General features: G+C 58.1%; 18 protein-coding genes. 10 read left to right on the top strand and 8 right to left on the bottom strand.

The genetic code is table 11. The annotated features are described in order from the left end of the window. The coding region (locus E4O98_RS21820; protein ID WP_248136223.1) for a hypothetical protein at window positions 1-230 on the top strand (230 nt) is incomplete at its 5' end. A gap of 36 nt (window positions 231-266) precedes the next feature. On the opposite strand, the gene tyrS is transcribed toward E4O98_RS21820, so the two are convergent. Then, entirely contained in the window at window positions 267-1,466 is a 1,200-nt protein-coding gene (gene tyrS, locus E4O98_RS21815) for a tyrosine--tRNA ligase (RefSeq protein WP_248136221.1), read from the bottom strand. 208 nt (window positions 1,467-1,674) lie between these two features. Between tyrS and E4O98_RS21810 the strand changes: the two genes are divergently transcribed. Together E4O98_RS21810 and E4O98_RS21805 are read left to right on the top strand one after the other, a co-directional pair. Then, complete coding sequence (locus E4O98_RS21810; RefSeq protein WP_005792000.1) at window positions 1,675-3,087, top strand: peptidoglycan DD-metalloendopeptidase family protein; 1,413 nt, start codon at window positions 1,675-1,677, stop codon at window positions 3,085-3,087. A gap of 3 nt (window positions 3,088-3,090) precedes the next feature. Then, entirely contained in the window at window positions 3,091-4,182 is a 1,092-nt protein-coding gene (locus E4O98_RS21805) for an anhydro-N-acetylmuramic acid kinase (RefSeq protein ID WP_032879209.1), read from the top strand. Between the two features lie 69 nt (window positions 4,183-4,251). Here E4O98_RS21805 and erpA read toward each other — a convergent pair whose 3' ends face one another. Then, window positions 4,252-4,602 carry an iron-sulfur cluster insertion protein ErpA gene (gene erpA / locus E4O98_RS21800; protein ID WP_003176443.1) on the bottom strand — a complete coding sequence of 117 codons (351 nt, stop codon included), beginning with the start codon at window positions 4,600-4,602 and terminating at the stop codon, window positions 4,252-4,254. A 164-nt stretch (window positions 4,603-4,766) separates the two neighbouring features. After that, window positions 4,767-5,801, bottom strand: coding sequence for an N-acetyl-gamma-glutamyl-phosphate reductase (argC, locus tag E4O98_RS21795; RefSeq protein ID WP_032879208.1), 1,035 nt, complete (start codon window positions 5,799-5,801; stop codon window positions 4,767-4,769). A gap of 134 nt (window positions 5,802-5,935) precedes the next feature. Between argC and hemJ the strand changes: the two genes are divergently transcribed. The 6 genes from hemJ to coq7 all read left to right on the top strand — a co-directional run bounded on the left by hemJ (window position 5,936) and on the right by coq7 (window position 10,352). Then, a complete protein-coding gene (hemJ, locus tag E4O98_RS21790; RefSeq protein ID WP_032879206.1) occupies window positions 5,936-6,364 on the top strand; it encodes a protoporphyrinogen oxidase HemJ in 429 nt (142 codons plus the stop codon). A gap of 25 nt (window positions 6,365-6,389) precedes the next feature. Then, a complete protein-coding gene (locus tag E4O98_RS21785) occupies window positions 6,390-7,352 on the top strand; it encodes a nitronate monooxygenase family protein (RefSeq protein ID WP_005792009.1) in 963 nt (320 codons plus the stop codon). Window positions 7,353-7,420: 68 nt separating this feature from the next. Continuing rightward, window positions 7,421-8,383: a DUF805 domain-containing protein gene (locus tag E4O98_RS21780; RefSeq protein ID WP_032879205.1), complete on the top strand. Its 963-nt coding sequence runs from the start codon at window positions 7,421-7,423 to the stop codon at window positions 8,381-8,383. A 63-nt stretch (window positions 8,384-8,446) separates the two neighbouring features. Next, a complete protein-coding gene (locus tag E4O98_RS21775; protein WP_032879204.1) occupies window positions 8,447-9,235 on the top strand; it encodes an SDR family oxidoreductase in 789 nt (262 codons plus the stop codon). 45 nt (window positions 9,236-9,280) lie between these two features. After that, on the top strand, window positions 9,281-9,619 hold the full coding sequence (locus E4O98_RS21770) for a histidine triad nucleotide-binding protein (protein WP_032879203.1): 339 nt from the start codon (window positions 9,281-9,283) through the stop codon (window positions 9,617-9,619). Window positions 9,620-9,704: 85 nt separating this feature from the next. Further along, window positions 9,705-10,352, top strand: coding sequence for a 2-polyprenyl-3-methyl-6-methoxy-1,4-benzoquinone monooxygenase (coq7, locus tag E4O98_RS21765; protein ID WP_005792017.1), 648 nt, complete (start codon window positions 9,705-9,707; stop codon window positions 10,350-10,352). Window positions 10,353-10,401: 49 nt separating this feature from the next. On the opposite strand, the gene E4O98_RS21760 is transcribed toward coq7, so the two are convergent. Beyond that, window positions 10,402-10,824, bottom strand: a complete 423-nt coding sequence (locus E4O98_RS21760) for an OsmC family protein (RefSeq protein WP_003210947.1) — start codon at window positions 10,822-10,824, stop codon at window positions 10,402-10,404. Between the two features lie 246 nt (window positions 10,825-11,070). On the opposite strand from E4O98_RS21760, the gene crp reads away from it, so the two are divergent. Continuing rightward, window positions 11,071-11,715: a cAMP-activated global transcriptional regulator CRP gene (crp, locus tag E4O98_RS21755; protein ID WP_103735280.1), complete on the top strand. Its 645-nt coding sequence runs from the start codon at window positions 11,071-11,073 to the stop codon at window positions 11,713-11,715. On the opposite strand, the gene E4O98_RS21750 is transcribed toward crp, so the two are convergent. From E4O98_RS21750 to E4O98_RS21735, 4 genes are all read right to left on the bottom strand, one after another. Then, complete coding sequence (locus E4O98_RS21750; RefSeq protein ID WP_248136219.1) at window positions 11,712-12,407, bottom strand: lipoate--protein ligase family protein; 696 nt, start codon at window positions 12,405-12,407, stop codon at window positions 11,712-11,714. The two genes, crp and E4O98_RS21750, sit on opposite strands and share 4 nt — an antisense overlap. 144 nt (window positions 12,408-12,551) lie before the next feature. Beyond that, a complete protein-coding gene (trpC, locus tag E4O98_RS21745) occupies window positions 12,552-13,388 on the bottom strand; it encodes an indole-3-glycerol phosphate synthase TrpC (protein ID WP_248136217.1) in 837 nt (278 codons plus the stop codon). Next, window positions 13,385-14,434: an anthranilate phosphoribosyltransferase gene (gene trpD / locus E4O98_RS21740; RefSeq protein WP_003194694.1), complete on the bottom strand. Its 1,050-nt coding sequence runs from the start codon at window positions 14,432-14,434 to the stop codon at window positions 13,385-13,387. Before trpD ends, trpC begins: the two co-directional genes overlap by 4 nt. Before the next feature lie 9 nt (window positions 14,435-14,443). Next, on the bottom strand, window positions 14,444-15,037 hold the full coding sequence (locus E4O98_RS21735) for an aminodeoxychorismate/anthranilate synthase component II (RefSeq protein ID WP_032879198.1): 594 nt from the start codon (window positions 15,035-15,037) through the stop codon (window positions 14,444-14,446). Window positions 15,038-15,288 lie beyond the last annotated feature (251 nt).

The raw sequence follows: 15,288 nt of genomic DNA, 5'->3' as shown, positions 1-15,288 counted from the left end.
TATTTTCAGAAGCTTTCGAAGATTTCTTCAACAACTTCAACCACTTGCGCTTCCGATCTCTCGTCAGCGGGAGGCGAATTCTACAGCGTTACACGCTGCTGTCAACACCTCTTTTTCAACTTCCTTTTGGCTTCGATGAACTGAAGCAACCTGCTGCCGAAAACTACGCAACTCATTGTTTACCAAGGAGTTTTCCGTTTCGACTGCGCCGGAAGTGGGGCGAATTATAGACAGATATAATTCGCCGTCAACATCTAATTTCAGACTTATTCGGATTTGAGCGTAATTCGCGCAAACGCCTTCTTGCCTGCCTGACAAACGTGAGTGGCGCCCAGCTCATACATAAATGTGCGATCAACCACTTCACCATCTATACGTACACCACCCGACCCCAAGAGATCACGAGCGACCGCCGAGTTCTTCACCAAGCCCGCCTTATTAAGGACAGCCGCAATCGGCATAGCCTCGGCAGCGGTCAGTTCAATCTCCGGCAGATCGTCCGGCAGCTCACCATCCTTCATACGGTTACCAGCTGCACGATGCGCACTGGCAGCAGCCTCTTCGCCATGGAAGCGCGCGACAATCTCCTCAGCCAGCTTGATCTTCACATCACGCGGATTGGCGCCTGCCTCTACGTCCGCACGCAACGCATTGATTTCGTCCATCGAGCGGAAGCTCAACAGCTCGAAGTAACGCCACATCAACGCATCAGGAATGGAAACCAGCTTGCCGTACATTACGCCCGGCGCCTCCTGGATACCGACATAGTTACCCAGGGACTTGGACATCTTCTTGACGCCATCCAACCCTTCCAGCAACGGCATAGTCAGAATGCACTGAGCCTCCTGACCGTATGCGCGCTGCAACTCACGCCCCATCAGCAGGTTGAACTTCTGATCGGTACCGCCCAACTCAACATCCGCACGCAGCGCCACCGAGTCATACCCCTGGACCAATGGGTAGAGGAACTCATGAATCGCGATCGGCTGATTGGTGGAGTAGCGCTTGTCGAAGTCATCGCGCTCGAGCATACGTGCCACGGTGTACTGGGAGGTCAGGCGAATAAAGTCTGCCGACCCCATCTTGTCCATCCAGGTGGAGTTGAATGCCACCTCGGTCTTGGCCGGATCAAGGATCTTGAACACTTGGGTCTTGTAGGTCTCGGCATTATCGAGAACCTGCTCACGAGTCAGCGGCGGGCGCGTAGCACTCTTGCCGCTGGGATCACCGATCATTCCCGTGAAGTCACCGATAAGAAAGATGACTTGATGGCCCAGCTCCTGGAACTGACGCAGCTTATTAATAAGCACGGTATGACCCAGGTGCAGATCCGGCGCAGTCGGATCAAAGCCAGCCTTGATACGCAGGGGCTGGCCACGCTTAAGCTTTTCGATCAGCTCAGCTTCAACCAACAGTTCTTCCGCACCACGTTTTATCAGCGCTAGCTGCTCTTCAACCGACTTCATAACAGACCCGCAAGGCTCAGATTCAAAAGGGAACCAACCATACAAGATCAGGGACTAATTACAAGTTTTGCCCTGCGCACGGACACCGTTCAGCGAGCCCAGCATTCGCGAGCTTGCGCCACAGATGATTTGGTTATATTTTATACAGTTATTTCATCTTCATCATGTCATTCATCTTTTCCATTTCATCTTCAAAGTCAAATTACCTATGACCACTGAACCGTCTAAAGCGCCGCCGCTTTACCCGAAGACCCACCTGCTCGCCGCAAGTGGTATCGCCGCCCTTCTCAGCCTGGCACTGCTGGTATTCCCTTCCAGTGACGTAGAAGCCAAACGAACATCCCTGAGCCTTGATCTGGAAAGCCCAGTTGAACAACTGACACAAGATCAAGACGCTTCCGACGCCCAACAAGCCACAAACACTGCAACTGAATCACCTTTCGCACAGATCGAAAGCGCTCCCGAAGACACCCAGCAAGCCGCCCAGGAAGCACCTGCGGCAGCTGCCGCAAAGAATCCCCAGCATCGCGAAGTCATCGTGGGCAAAGGCGACACGCTATCCACCCTGTTCGAAAAGGTTGGGCTGCCTGCCACCGCTGTGAATGAAGTGCTGGCCAGCGATAAGCAAGCCAAGCAATTCACCCAGCTCAAACGCGGCCAGAAGCTTGAATTTGAACTGACGCCAGACGGCCAGTTGAACAACCTGCACACCAGCCTCAGCGACCTGGAAAGCATCAGCCTGAGCAAAGGTGCCAAAGGCTTCGCCTTCAACCGCATCACCACCAAGCCGGTTATGCGTTCCGCCTACGTACACGGGGTGATCAACAGCTCCTTGTCACAATCGGCTGCCCGAGCCGGCTTGTCCCACAGCATGACCATGGACATGGCCAGCGTATTTGGCTATGACATCGACTTCGCTCAGGACATCCGCCAGGGCGACGAATTCGATGTGATCTACGAACAGAAAGTGGCCAACGGCAAAGTGGTGGGCACTGGCAATATTCTTTCTGCGCGCTTCACCAACCGCGGCAAAACCTACACAGCCGTTCGCTACACAAACAAACAAGGCAATAGCAGCTATTACACGGCCGACGGCAATAGCATGCGCAAGGCCTTCATCCGTACGCCCGTGGACTTCGCCCGTATTAGCTCGCGTTTCTCCATGGGCCGCAAGCATCCAATTCTGAACAAAATTCGCGCACACAAGGGTGTGGACTATGCCGCTCCGCGTGGCACGCCCATCAAGGCGGCGGGCGACGGCAAGGTACTGCTGGCGGGGCGCCGGGGTGGTTACGGCAATACGGTGATCATCCAGCACGGCAACACTTACCGTACGCTATACGGCCACATGCAAGGGTTCGCCAAGGGCGTCAAAACCGGCGGCAACGTGAAGCAAGGTCAAGTGATCGGCTACATCGGCACCACCGGCCTGTCCACCGGACCGCACTTGCATTATGAGTTCCAGGTCAACGGCGTACACGTCGACCCCCTGGGTCAAAAACTGCCAATGGCCGATCCGATCGCCAAGGCCGAACGCGCACGCTTCATGCAACAGAGCCAGCCGTTGATGGCACGGATGGATCAAGAGCGCTCCACCTTGCTGGCTTCGGCGAAGCGTTAAGGTATGCCGCTCTATATCGGTGTGATGTCCGGAACCAGCCTTGATGGACTGGATATCGCCCTTATCGAGCAAGGTGCGGCGATCAAGCTGATCGCCACGCACTACATCCCGATGCCAGACACCTTGCGGGCTGAACTTCTGAGCCTGTGCGCCAGCGGCCCGGATGAAATCGCCCGCTCGGCAATCGCCCAGCAACAGTGGGTAACACTCGCCGCGCAAGGCATCCGGGCCTTGCTGGAGCAAAACCGCTTCAAGCCTCAGGACATCCGCGCAATTGGCAGCCATGGGCAAACGATCCGCCATGAACCCGCTCGAAGCTTTACCGTGCAGATCGGCAACCCTGCCCTGCTCACCGAGCTGACAGGGATCAGCGTAGTCAGCGACTTCCGCAGCCGTGATGTTGCCGCCGGAGGCCAGGGAGCCCCTCTGGTTCCAGCGTTTCATGAAGCTCTGTTTGGCGAGCACACTGGCAATCGCGCAGTGTTGAATATCGGCGGGTTCAGCAACCTCAGCCTCATCGAGGCGAACAAGCCTGTAGCGGGTTTCGACTGCGGTCCCGGGAATGTTCTTCTGGATGCGTGGATTCACCACCAGCGCGGTGAACACTTCGACCGCGACGGGCAATGGGCCGCCAGCGGCAAGGTTCAGCCTCAACTACTCAACGCATTGCTCAGCGACCCGTTCTTCTTGACCAAAGGCCCCAAAAGCACAGGTCGCGAAGTGTTCAATCTGGCCTGGCTGCAACAGCACCTGAGCCCGTTGCCCGTCTTTGAGCCCGAAGACGTGCAGGCCACTCTGCTGGAGCTGACGGCCCTCACCATCGTCGAATCTCTGCAAAGCGCACAGACGAGCACTGAGACGTTACTCATCTGCGGCGGCGGCGCGCACAACACGATGCTGATGAATCGGCTGACCGCGCTATTGCCTTCTACTCACGTCAGTAGCACAGCCACTTACGGGGTAGACCCGGACTGGGTCGAAGCCATGGCCTTCGCCTGGCTGGCGCACTGCTGCCTGGAAGGCATCGCCGCCAACCGCCCTAGCGTAACCGGCGCCCGTGGGTTACGGGTGCTCGGCGCCATCTACCCGGCCTAAACTGGCTTCAGACAGCAAAACGCCGCTTGACCCATAAAAGCCAAGCGGCGTTTCTGTATCCGCTACCGATCAGATCGAGAACGAAGATCCGCAGCCACAGGTAGTGGTGGCATTAGGGTTCTTGATCACGAAACGCGAACCTTCCAGACCTTCCTGATAATCCACCTCGGCACCAGCCAGGTATTGGAAGCTCATCGGATCCACGACCAGGCTGACGCCCTCGCGCTCGACGATGGTGTCGTCATCGGCCACATCTTCATCGAAGGTAAAACCGTACTGAAACCCTGAACAACCGCCGCCCGTAACAAATACGCGCAGCTTCAAGCGATCATTACCCTCTTCATCGACCAGGCTCTTCACCTTGTGCGCAGCACCGTGGGTGAATTGCAAAGCCGTGGGGGTGAAGGATTCAACGCTCATGCTGATAATCTCCCGGCGTAGCGCCGCCATATGCGTAATGACCGGCATTATCCGCTTCTCCTAGAAAAGCGGTCAACTATTGTTACGGTATATCAATCTGTGCAGCCGCCATAAAAACACGAAAGGCCCGATCACCGGGCCTTTTGCGTAACCACCAGACTGCGTTAAGGCAACATCCCCGCGTGGGCCAGGCCCAACTTCTCATCCAGACCGAACAGGATGTTCATGTTCTGCACCGCCTGGCCCGACGCGCCTTTGACCAGGTTGTCGATCACCGACAGCACCACAACCAGGTCGCCATCCTGCGGACGATGCACGGCGATACGGCACACATTGGCACCACGCACACTACGAGTCTCCGGGTGGCTGCCCGCCGGCATCACGTCGACGAACGGCTCATTGGCATAACGCTTTTCAAACAGCGCCTGCAAGTCGACCGAGCGATCAGTGACGGTTGCATAAAGCGTGGAGTGAATCCCACGGATCATTGGCGTCAGGTGCGGCACAAAGGTCAGCCCCACATCCTTGCCCGCGGCGCGACGCAACCCCTGGCGGATTTCAGGCAAGTGGCGATGGCCTTTTACCGCATAGGCTTTCATGCTTTCCGACGTTTCGGAGTACAAAGACCCCACCGCCGCACCACGACCAGCGCCGCTGACGCCCGATTTGCAGTCGGCGATCAGGCGCGACGCATCCGCCAAGCCAGCTTCCAGCAATGGCAGGAACCCCAACTGTGTCGCCGTCGGATAGCAACCTGGTACCGCAATCAGGCGTGCTTGCTTGATCTGCTCACGATTGACTTCCGGCAAGCCGTACACCGCCTCCTCCAACAACTGCGGCGCTCCATGAGGCTGACCGTACCACTTGGCCCACTCATCGGCGTCCTGCAAGCGGAAGTCGGCCGACAAGTCGATAACCTTGGTGCCGGCCGCCAGCAACTCACCGGCCAGTGCATGGGCGACACCATGAGGCGTGGCGAAAAACACCACGTCGCACGCGCCCAGGGTCTTGATGTCCGGCACGCTGAACACCAGGCCGTCATAGTGGCCTCGCAGGTTCGGGTACATATCGGCCACGGCCAGCCCAGCTTCGGATCGGGAAGTGATGACCACCACCTCAGCTTGCGGATGCTGAGCCAACAGACGCAGCAATTCGACACCGGTGTAACCCGTGCCGCCGACGATACCGACCTTGACCATAAACCTGCCCTCAACGAACCCACTGGAAAGCCGTCGATAATAGGGGCCGTATCGTCCTGCGACAACCGTCAACGTGACGTACGGGCGCATGAGCCACTACTATCTTCGCTACCGTGAACCTGGGAATAACCAAAATGCTCTATCTATGGGTCAAAGCCTTCCACATCGTCAGCATCGTCTGCTGGTTTGCCGGGCTGTTCTACCTGCCGCGCCTGTTCGTCTACCACGCCCAAAGCGAAGACAGCGTCAGCAAGGAGCGCTTCAGCGTTATGGAGCGCAAACTGTACCGCGGCATCATGGGACCGGCGATGATTGCCACACTGGTCTTCGGTATCTGGATGCTGACGCTCAACCCCGGCATTTTCCAGTCAGGCGCGTGGATGCACGCCAAACTGACCCTGGTCGTTCTGCTGATCGGCTACCACCATATGTGTGGAGCGCAGGTAAAACGCTTCGCCCGTGGCGAAAACACCCGCAGCCATGTCTTTTATCGCTGGTTCAATGAAGTACCGGTTCTGATATTGCTGGCTATCGTAATTTTGGTCGTGGTCAAACCGTTCTAGTTTCAATTACTCGGGGGAACTTCCAATGTCGCTGCCCGCTTTACTGGAACAACATCTGCGCCTACCCGTCGTGGTGGCGCCGATGTTTCTGATTTCCAATCCGCAACTGGTCCTGGCCTGCTGTCGTAATGGCGTGGTTGGCAGCTTCCCGGCGCTCAACCAGCGTGAAAGCAGTGGTTTCAGGGCCTGGCTGGAAGAAATCGAAGCGGGCTTGGCCCAGTTGGACAACCCTGCTCCCTATGCTGTGAACCTGATCGTGCACAACAGCAACCCACGGTTGGAAGCAGACCTGGCAATCTGCGTAGAGCACAAGGTACCCATCGTCATCACCAGCCTCGGCGCGGTAAAGGAACTGGTCGATGCCGTCCACAGCTACGGCGGCCTGGTGTTTCATGACGTCACCACCCGGCGACATGCCGAGAAAGCCGCTGAGGCGGGCGTCGATGGCCTGATTGCCGTAGCCGCGGGTGCCGGTGGCCACGCTGGCACCTGGAGCCCCTTCGCTCTGATCGCCGAGATTCGCCAGTTCTTTGATAAAACCCTGCTGCTGGCCGGTTGCCTCAACCACGGGCACGAAATTCTCGCCGCCCAGTTGCTGGGCGCCGACTTGGCGTATTTCGGCACGCGCTTTATCGGTACTACCGAAAGCCACGCGCCAGATGCCTATAAAGAGATGCTGCTCACATCGCGCGCCGCCGACATCGTGCACACTCCGGCAGTTTCCGGCGTACCTGCGAGCTTTATGCGCCAGAGCCTGGAAAATGCCGGTTTCGACCTCGCCGCGCTGCAAGGCAAAGGTGAAGTCAATTTCGGTTCCAAGCTCAAACCATTGAGTGATGAGGCCAAAGCGTGGAAAACTGTATGGTCCGCGGGCCAGGGCGTCGGTGAAATCGATGATTTACCCAGCGTCGATGAACTCGTCGCCCGCCTGGATGCCGAATACCGCAAAGCACGCGAGCATGCCGCGCAACTGCGCTGGCCACGCTGACCTACTGCACGGCCCGCCGATTGGACGGGCCTGCACACCCTCCCTGATTAAGTGACAAGGATGCCCGCATGAGCGACAACCGTTTCAAGATTGTGTTTGACGGAGCCTTGCTTCCGGGTGTCGAAAGCACCACCGCCAAGCTGAACCTCGCCGAGCTGTTCAAGAGCGATGTCGAGGCGATCGAAAAACTCTTTACCGGCCGCCCGGTCGCGCTCAAACGCGATCTTTCCCGCCCCGATGCCGAAACCTACCTGACGGCATTGAAAAACGCCGGGGTCGACGCACGCATCGAAGCCGAACAGCCCGTGGCGTTCAGCCTTGCTGAAACCCACGAGACGAGCTCCCCTGGCTCCGACTTTTCCCGCTCCGAAGCTTCGCCTTATGCCCCGCCACGCGCAGCGGTTGGCGATGACTTGCCGGAGTTCGCCACACTCAAGGTCTTCACCATCCACGGGCGCATCGGGCGCCTGCGTTATCTGGCCTGGACACTGGCGCTGACCGTCGCGTTGCTGGTAGCCGCAGGCATCATCAGTACCGTCGGCTTCGCAGTGGCGACAGCCTCGCCAACAATAGCCATCATCCTCGGCTCGCTATTGGGTTTCGCACTGTTTGTTGCTCTGGTAGTCGTGAGCGTGCAAATCGGTGTGCAACGCTTGCACGATATGGGCTGGTCTGGCTGGCTGTACTTGCTGAACCTGGTTCCAGTGGTCAATAGCGTGTTCCCTATCCTGTTGCTGGTATTGCCGGGGAACGCGGGTGCCAACCAATACGGCGCACCGCCACCACCGAACTCTACTGCGGTGAAAATCCTGGCCTCGCTGTGGCTGGCGTTTATTCCATTGATGCTCATCATCGGCCTGACCCTGGGCATGAACGGCTACCTGGATCAACTTGAAGCCAACATGGACAGCAGCTACGAAAGCAGCTCAATGACCTCCGATGAAGGCGCCGATCAAAGCGTCATCACTGATGAGGCCGCAGAGCAAAGTGCTGACGACGCAGCCGAACCTGTAGACTCTACGCAACAGTGAAGAAACGCCCGCCTGCCTGTGACGCCACTGTCACAGGCAGGCGACGTTGCGATGGAGAAAGGCATGACCCGTTACGCTCTGATCACCGGCGCCTCCAGCGGCATCGGCCTGGCTTTGGCCGAAGCGCTGGCTCGACGCGGCCGCAGCCTGATTCTCGTGGCCCGTCAACGTGATCAGTTGGAAAGCATTGCCATCGAACTGACCCAACGCTTCGGTGTCGAGGTGTTGTTTCGTGCCTGCGACTTGGGCGAGCCGCTGCGTTTGTCCGGTTTTTTGCTGGAACTCGAAGAAGGCGAGCGGCAGATCGACCTGCTGGTCAACTGCGCAGGCATCGGCACCAGCGGGCCATTTTTGGCCCAGGACTGGATGACCGAGCAAGACCTGATCGAAGTCAACATCCTGGCGCTAACCCGTATGTGCCATGCCCTCGGCAACTCCATGGCGCTGCAAGGCGGCGGGCAGATACTCAATGTCGCTTCGATCGCCGCCTTTCAGCCAGGCCCGTGGATGAGCAGCTACTACGCCAGCAAAGCTTATGTATTGCACTTCTCTGAGGGCTTGCGCGAAGAACTGAAGACCTGCGGCATCAAGGTTTCAGTGCTGTGCCCCGGCCCTACGCGCACCGCGTTCTTCGGCACTGCGCAGATGGACACCGCAAAACTCGACCGCAGCCAGCAGCTAATGAGCCCGGAGGAAGTCGCGCTCTACACCGTACGCGCGCTGGAAAAGAACAAAGCCATCATCATTCCCGGGCGCCGCAACCGCTGGCTGGCATTCAGCCCACGTTTCAGTCCACGCTGGCTGACCCGCAAGATTGCCGGCGCCATCAATAAAGCCTATTGCCCACGCTAACCGCCTGATTACACTTACCTAGACTTTCACCCTGGAGAAACAGCTGTGGATACTCTGTTCACCAAGATCATCAACCGAGAAATACCCGCCAGGATTATCTATGAAGATGATCAAGTCCTCGCCTTCCACGATATCGCCCCACAGGCGCCGGTGCATTTTCTGGTTATTCCGAAAAAGCCGATTCGTACCCTCAATGACTTGACCGAGGAAGACAAAGCCCTGGCCGGCCATATTTTGTTCACCGCCCAGCGCCTGGCCGTGGAACAGGGCTGCGAAAAAGGCTTTCGTGTGGTGATGAACTGCAATGAAGACGGTGGGCAGACTGTCTACCACATCCATATGCACGTGCTGGGTCAACGTCAGATGAACTGGCCGCCGGGTTGAGTGCCCAGGGTCAAATTGACTCAGCGCAAACGCTTCGTCCTCTCTTGCGGTAAACTGGCCGCCGAGATTCTTCCCGGAGGTCAGCATGACTACCCAACGTCACTACTCGCCGATTGACCGTCTGCTGCTGCAAGCCGATATGGCCATGCGCACGCTGTTGCCATTCAGTGGCCAACCGTACCGCCCGTCACCGGCCATCGTACAGCCCGATGCCCAGATGAGCGAAACGGACACCCGCCATGTCGCCGGCCTGATGCGCATCAACCACACCGGCGAAGTGTGTGCCCAGGCGCTGTATCAAGGCCAGGCGTTGACCGCCAAATTGCCGCAGGTACGTGCAGCGATGGAGCATGCGGCCGAGGAAGAGATCGACCACCTGGCCTGGTGCGAACAACGTATCCGCCAATTGGGCAGCCACCCCAGCGTGCTGAACCCGCTGTTTTACGGTTTGTCATTTGGTATCGGCGCCGCCGCCGGCTTGATCAGCGATAAAGTCAGCCTCGGATTTGTCGCTGCGACGGAACATCAGGTGTGCAAACATCTGGATGAACATCTTGAGCAACTGCCGGCCGAAGATGAAAAGTCCCGCGCCATCCTTGAGCAGATGCGCATCGATGAAGAACACCATGCAGATAGCGCGCTGGACGCAGGCGGTTTCCGCTTTCCAGCACCGGTGCGCTTCGGCATGAGCGTTTTAGCCAAGGTCATGACCAAAAGCACCTACAGGATCTAAACCCAAAAAAGGGCGCTCGGAGCGCCCTTTTTTTTGCCAATTGCCGCAATCAGCCCAACTCGATGATTTCATAATCGTGAGTGATGGCCACACCCGCGGCCCCCAGCATGATCGACGCCGAGCAATACTTCTCGGCCGACAGCTCGATGGCACGCTTGACCTGGGCTTCCTTCAACGCCCGGCCCTTGACCACGAAATGCATATGGATCCTGGTAAATACCTTGGGGTCTTCAGTGGCGCGCTCGGCTTCCAGGAAGGCTTCGCAGCTTTCCACTGCCTGGCGGGACTTCTTCAAGATGCTGACCACATCAAAATTGCTGCAACCGCCAACACCCAGCAGCAACATTTCCATCGGGCGTACACCCAGGTTACGGCCACCGGCTTCCGGCGGACCGTCCATGACCACCACATGGCCACTGCCCGACTCACCGAGGAACATGGCTTCGCCCGCCCATTGGATGCGTGCCTTCATCGCCCAGACTCCACTGCTAAAAAAGGGTCGCCAGCTTAGCACAGGCCCTTGAAACAGCAGCGCCCCGGATAAAATCGATAAATGACTGCGTTTGCCGCTAAATTGGCTAATCGAGGCAGAATGTGTCTGGTAAGCTGGCGCCAAATCAATGGCGCATTGCCATAATTCTTACAGCCGGCATCAATGCCGATGCAGCTGGATAAAAACAACGCCACTTACACCGTGCAGTCTTTTCGGGATACAACCATGGTTGCTCTTACTCCCACACCCAAGATCAAGAACCTCGACAAGCTGTTGATGCATTGTCAGCGTCGGCGTCATCCGGCCAAGCACAACATCATCTGCGCCGGCGAGCGCTCGGAAACCCTGTTCTTCATTATCAAGGGCTCAGTCACCATCCTGATCGAAGATGAAGACGGTCGCGAAATGATCATTGCCTACCTCAACACCGGCGATTTCTTCGGAGAGCTGGGGTTGTTTGAACAAGCAGGCAAAGAACAGGAGCGTAGCGCCTGGGTCCGAACCAAAGTCGAGTGCGAAGTGGCCGAGATCAGCTATGCGAAATTTCGCGAATTGGCCCAGCAAGATCCGGATATCTTGTACGCCCTGAGCGGCCAGATCGCCCAGCGCCTGCGCGACACTACGCGCAAGGTCGGCGACCTGGCGTTCTTCGATGTGACCGGTCGTGTGGCGCGTTGCCTGTTGGAGTTGTGCAAGCAACCCGATGCCATGACCCATCCCGACGGCATGCAAATCAAGATCACCCGCCAGGAGATCGGGCGCATTGTCGGTTGTTCGAGGGAGATGGTCGGCCGCGTGCTCAAGGACTTGGAAGAGCGCAACCTGGTACACGTCAAAGGCAAGACGATGGTGGTATTCGGCACCCGTTAAACCGGCAGGAAGCTGGCCAGCATCTGACGGTACAAGGTATCGAGCCGAGTGATCGCATCCGGTGCCGGAAAGGCTTCGTGCAGCGCGATATGGCTCTCGGCGCGAACCCGCTGCTCCAAGCCACAGGCTTGATTGAAGCGGTTGACCGCCGCAATCAACTCCTCACGATCATTCTCCAGCAACATCGCCCCATGCACCAACCCGACCGGGCGGCCACCGCTTTGTCGCCAACGCTGGGCCGTGCCCACCATTTTGCGACCATTGAGATTGACGTTGTAACGACCGTCGCAAAAGGCACCGTCAATTTCGCCGACAGATGCATCGCCGCCCAATTCAATCAATAGATCACAGATCGGTTGGCACAAGCGCTGATAACCCGTCTCGATGCGCCCTTGGTCGCCTTCGCTACGGGGCGGGGCATAGACCAGGGCGATATTGACCGTGGCGCCGGACTGCGGCACCGGCTCACCGCCGGTTTCACGCAGCAATACCGGCCAACCCGCACCGGCCGAGACTTGGCTCGCCGCCGCGAAGGCAGGCAGCCGGCTCAAACGGCGCGGCATGACCAGCGCTTGGTCGCTGGGCTGCCAGAACAGCAGCCCGAATTCCTGCTCATGCGCGCAAACGGCTGCCAATAGGGCTTGCTCGGCGGCAAGGCCTGCTTCGACAGTCATGATCACGGGCTGGAGCATCGAACACTTACCTATCTGAATAAACACAAAACCCAATATGGGAGCTGGCTTGCCTGCGATAGCGGTGTGTCAGCTACACAGAGGTTGGCTGACCCGCCGCTATCGCAGGCAAGCCAGCTCCCACAGTTTCGAGCGTATTTCACATCAATCCAATGTCGAACCACTGACCGTCGTACCGCGCTCCGGAAAGAACAGGCGCTGCAGTTCTGCTCCCGGGTTCTCGGCGCGCATGAATGTCTCGCCCACCAGGAATGAATAAACGCCGCTGATTTCCATCAGTTCCACATCGGCACGGTTGACGATGCCACTCTCGGTAATCACCAGGCGGTCGCGAGGAATACGCGGCAACAGATCAAGGGTATTTTCCAGGCTGACTTCAAAGGTATGCAGGTTACGGTTATTGACCCCCACCAGCGGGGTGTCGAGGGTTTTCAATGCGCGCTCCAGCTCATCGCCGTCATGCACCTCAACCAACACATCCAGGCCGACACTTTTGGCCACGGCCGCCAACTCCGCCATCTTCACGTCATCCAGCGCCGAGACGATCAGCAATACGCAGTCGGCGCCCAGAGCACGGGCTTCGACGATCTGGTACGGGTCAACCATGAAATCCTTGCGGATCACCGGCAACTTGCACGCCGCGCGAGCTTGTTGCAGGAATAGGTCGCAACCCTGGAAGTAGTCGATATCGGTCAACACAGACAGACAAGTCGCCCCGCCCTTCTCATAGCTGACGGCGATTTCAGCTGGTACGAAGTTTTCGCGGATCACGCCTTTGCTCGGCGAGGCTTTCTTGACCTCGGCGATCACTGCCGGTTGCTTGAGCTTGGCCTGGGCGATCAGAGCATTGGCAAAGCCACGCGGCGCATCAGCGGTTTTAGCCTGCGCCTCAAGCTCAGCCAGGCTCACACGGGCGCGGCGTTCGGCCACTTCCTCGGCCTTGCGGGCCAGGATCTTTTCCAGAACGGTTGGCACACTCATCCCTCATTCTCCATCTTGAATACGGCAGTGAATGCACCCAGCTCTTCGAGCTTCTCTCGAGCCAGACCGGTGTGCAGCGCATCGTGGGCCAACGCGACACCTTCCTTAAGACTATAGGCATGGTCGGCTGCGTAAAGTGCCGCGCCAGCATTCAGAACGATCATTTCCGCAGCTTTCTGGCCGTTTTCGGTTTTGCGACGCCCCAGGGCATCGCGAATCAGTTCCAGCGAAGCTGCCGGGCTCTCCACTGCCAGGCCGTGCAAACTCTGGCTTTTCATGCCCAAGTCTTCAGGCTCGACCCAGTATTCGGTGACCTCGTCGTTTTTCAGCTCTGCAACAAAGGTCGGCGCCGCCAGGCTGAACTCGTCCAGGCCGTCTTTGGAATGCACTACCAGCACATGCTTGCTGCCCAAGCGTTGCAAGACTTCGGCCAGCGGCCGGCACAACGCCTGGCTGAACACTCCCACCACCTGATGCTTCACACCGGCCGGATTCGTAAGCGGGCCAAGCATGTTGAACAGGGTACGCAGGCCAAGGTCCTTGCGCGGGCCGGCCGCGTGTTTCATGGCGCCGTGATGAGATTGGGCAAACATGAAGCCGATGCCAACGCTGTCGATACAGCGCGCGACTTGCACAGGCGTGAGGTTCAGATAGATGCCGGCCGCTTCCAGCAAGTCGGCACTGCCGCTCTTGCCGGACACCGCGCGGTTACCGTGCTTGGCAACGGTGCAACCAGCGGCGGCCACCACGAAGGATGACGCTGTCGATACGTTGAAAATATTCGCACCGTCACCGCCGGTGCCGACCACATCGACGACGCCGTCGAGGGTCTTGAGCTCAACCTTGTCCGCCAGCTCGCGCATCACCGAGACGGCGCCGACGATTTCGTCGATGCTCTCGCTCTTCATGCGCATTGCCATCATAAAGGCGCCGATCTGCGCGTCGGTGCATTGACCGGTCATGATTTCGCGCATCACATCGCTCATTTCAGCGGTGCTCAGGTCCAGATGGCCGACGATACGGCTCAGGGCAGTCTTGATATCCATGAAAAGTCCTTAGCGCGTGCCGCCGCTCTGCTTGAGAAAGTTGGCGAACAGCTCGTAGCCCTGCTCGGTCAGGATTGATTCAGGGTGAAACTGCACCCCTTCGATGTTCAGTGTCTTGTGACGCAGGCCCATGATCTCGTCGACCGAACCGTCTTCCAACTGGGTCCAGGCGGTCAGCTCCAGGCATTCAGGCAAGGTGTCACGCTTGACCACCAGCGAGTGGTAACGGGTCACCGTCACCGGCATGTTCAGGCCTTGGAATACACCAAGGTCCTTATGGAACACCGGGCTGGTCTTGCCATGCATCACCTGACGCGCACGCACCACATCGCCGCCAAACGCCTGACCAATGGACTGGTGACCCAGGCACACGCCCAGGATCGGCAGCTTGCCGGCGAAATACTGGATGGCTTCCAGCGAGATACCCGCCTCGGTCGGCGTGCAAGGGCCAGGCGAAACCACAATGCGCTCAGGGTTCAGGGCGGCGATTTGCGCAACGGTGAGTTCATCATTGCGCACCACCTTGACGTCCGCGCCCAGCTCGCCCAGGTACTGCACAACGTTGTAGGTAAAGGAATCGTAGTTATCAATCATCAGCAACATGTGGGTTCAAACCTCTTGAATTCACTGATTTCAAATGACCGCCTTCCAGAAGGGTAACCCGCTGCCAAACGCACGTTCCGGTTGCCGGGGTTGGCCGGCAAGGGGCGTCAGACACAGGGTGAAGAAGGCAGATCGGTACAGGTCCGGCCAGGCCGGCAGAGAAAAATGTCAGGCGCGCCAACGCCAACGGGCGTGTGCCTTGACTACTCGCATCAAGAGTTTGCTGATGATCAACACGGGGAGGGTCTCAT

This window comes from Pseudomonas sp. W2Jun17 (genome assembly GCF_023127795.1).
In the GTDB taxonomy this organism is placed as follows: domain Bacteria; phylum Pseudomonadota; class Gammaproteobacteria; order Pseudomonadales; family Pseudomonadaceae; genus Aquipseudomonas; species Aquipseudomonas synxantha_A.
The sequence above is the reverse complement of the archived record's forward strand: the minus strand, read 5'-3'. Positions and strand labels throughout refer to the sequence as shown.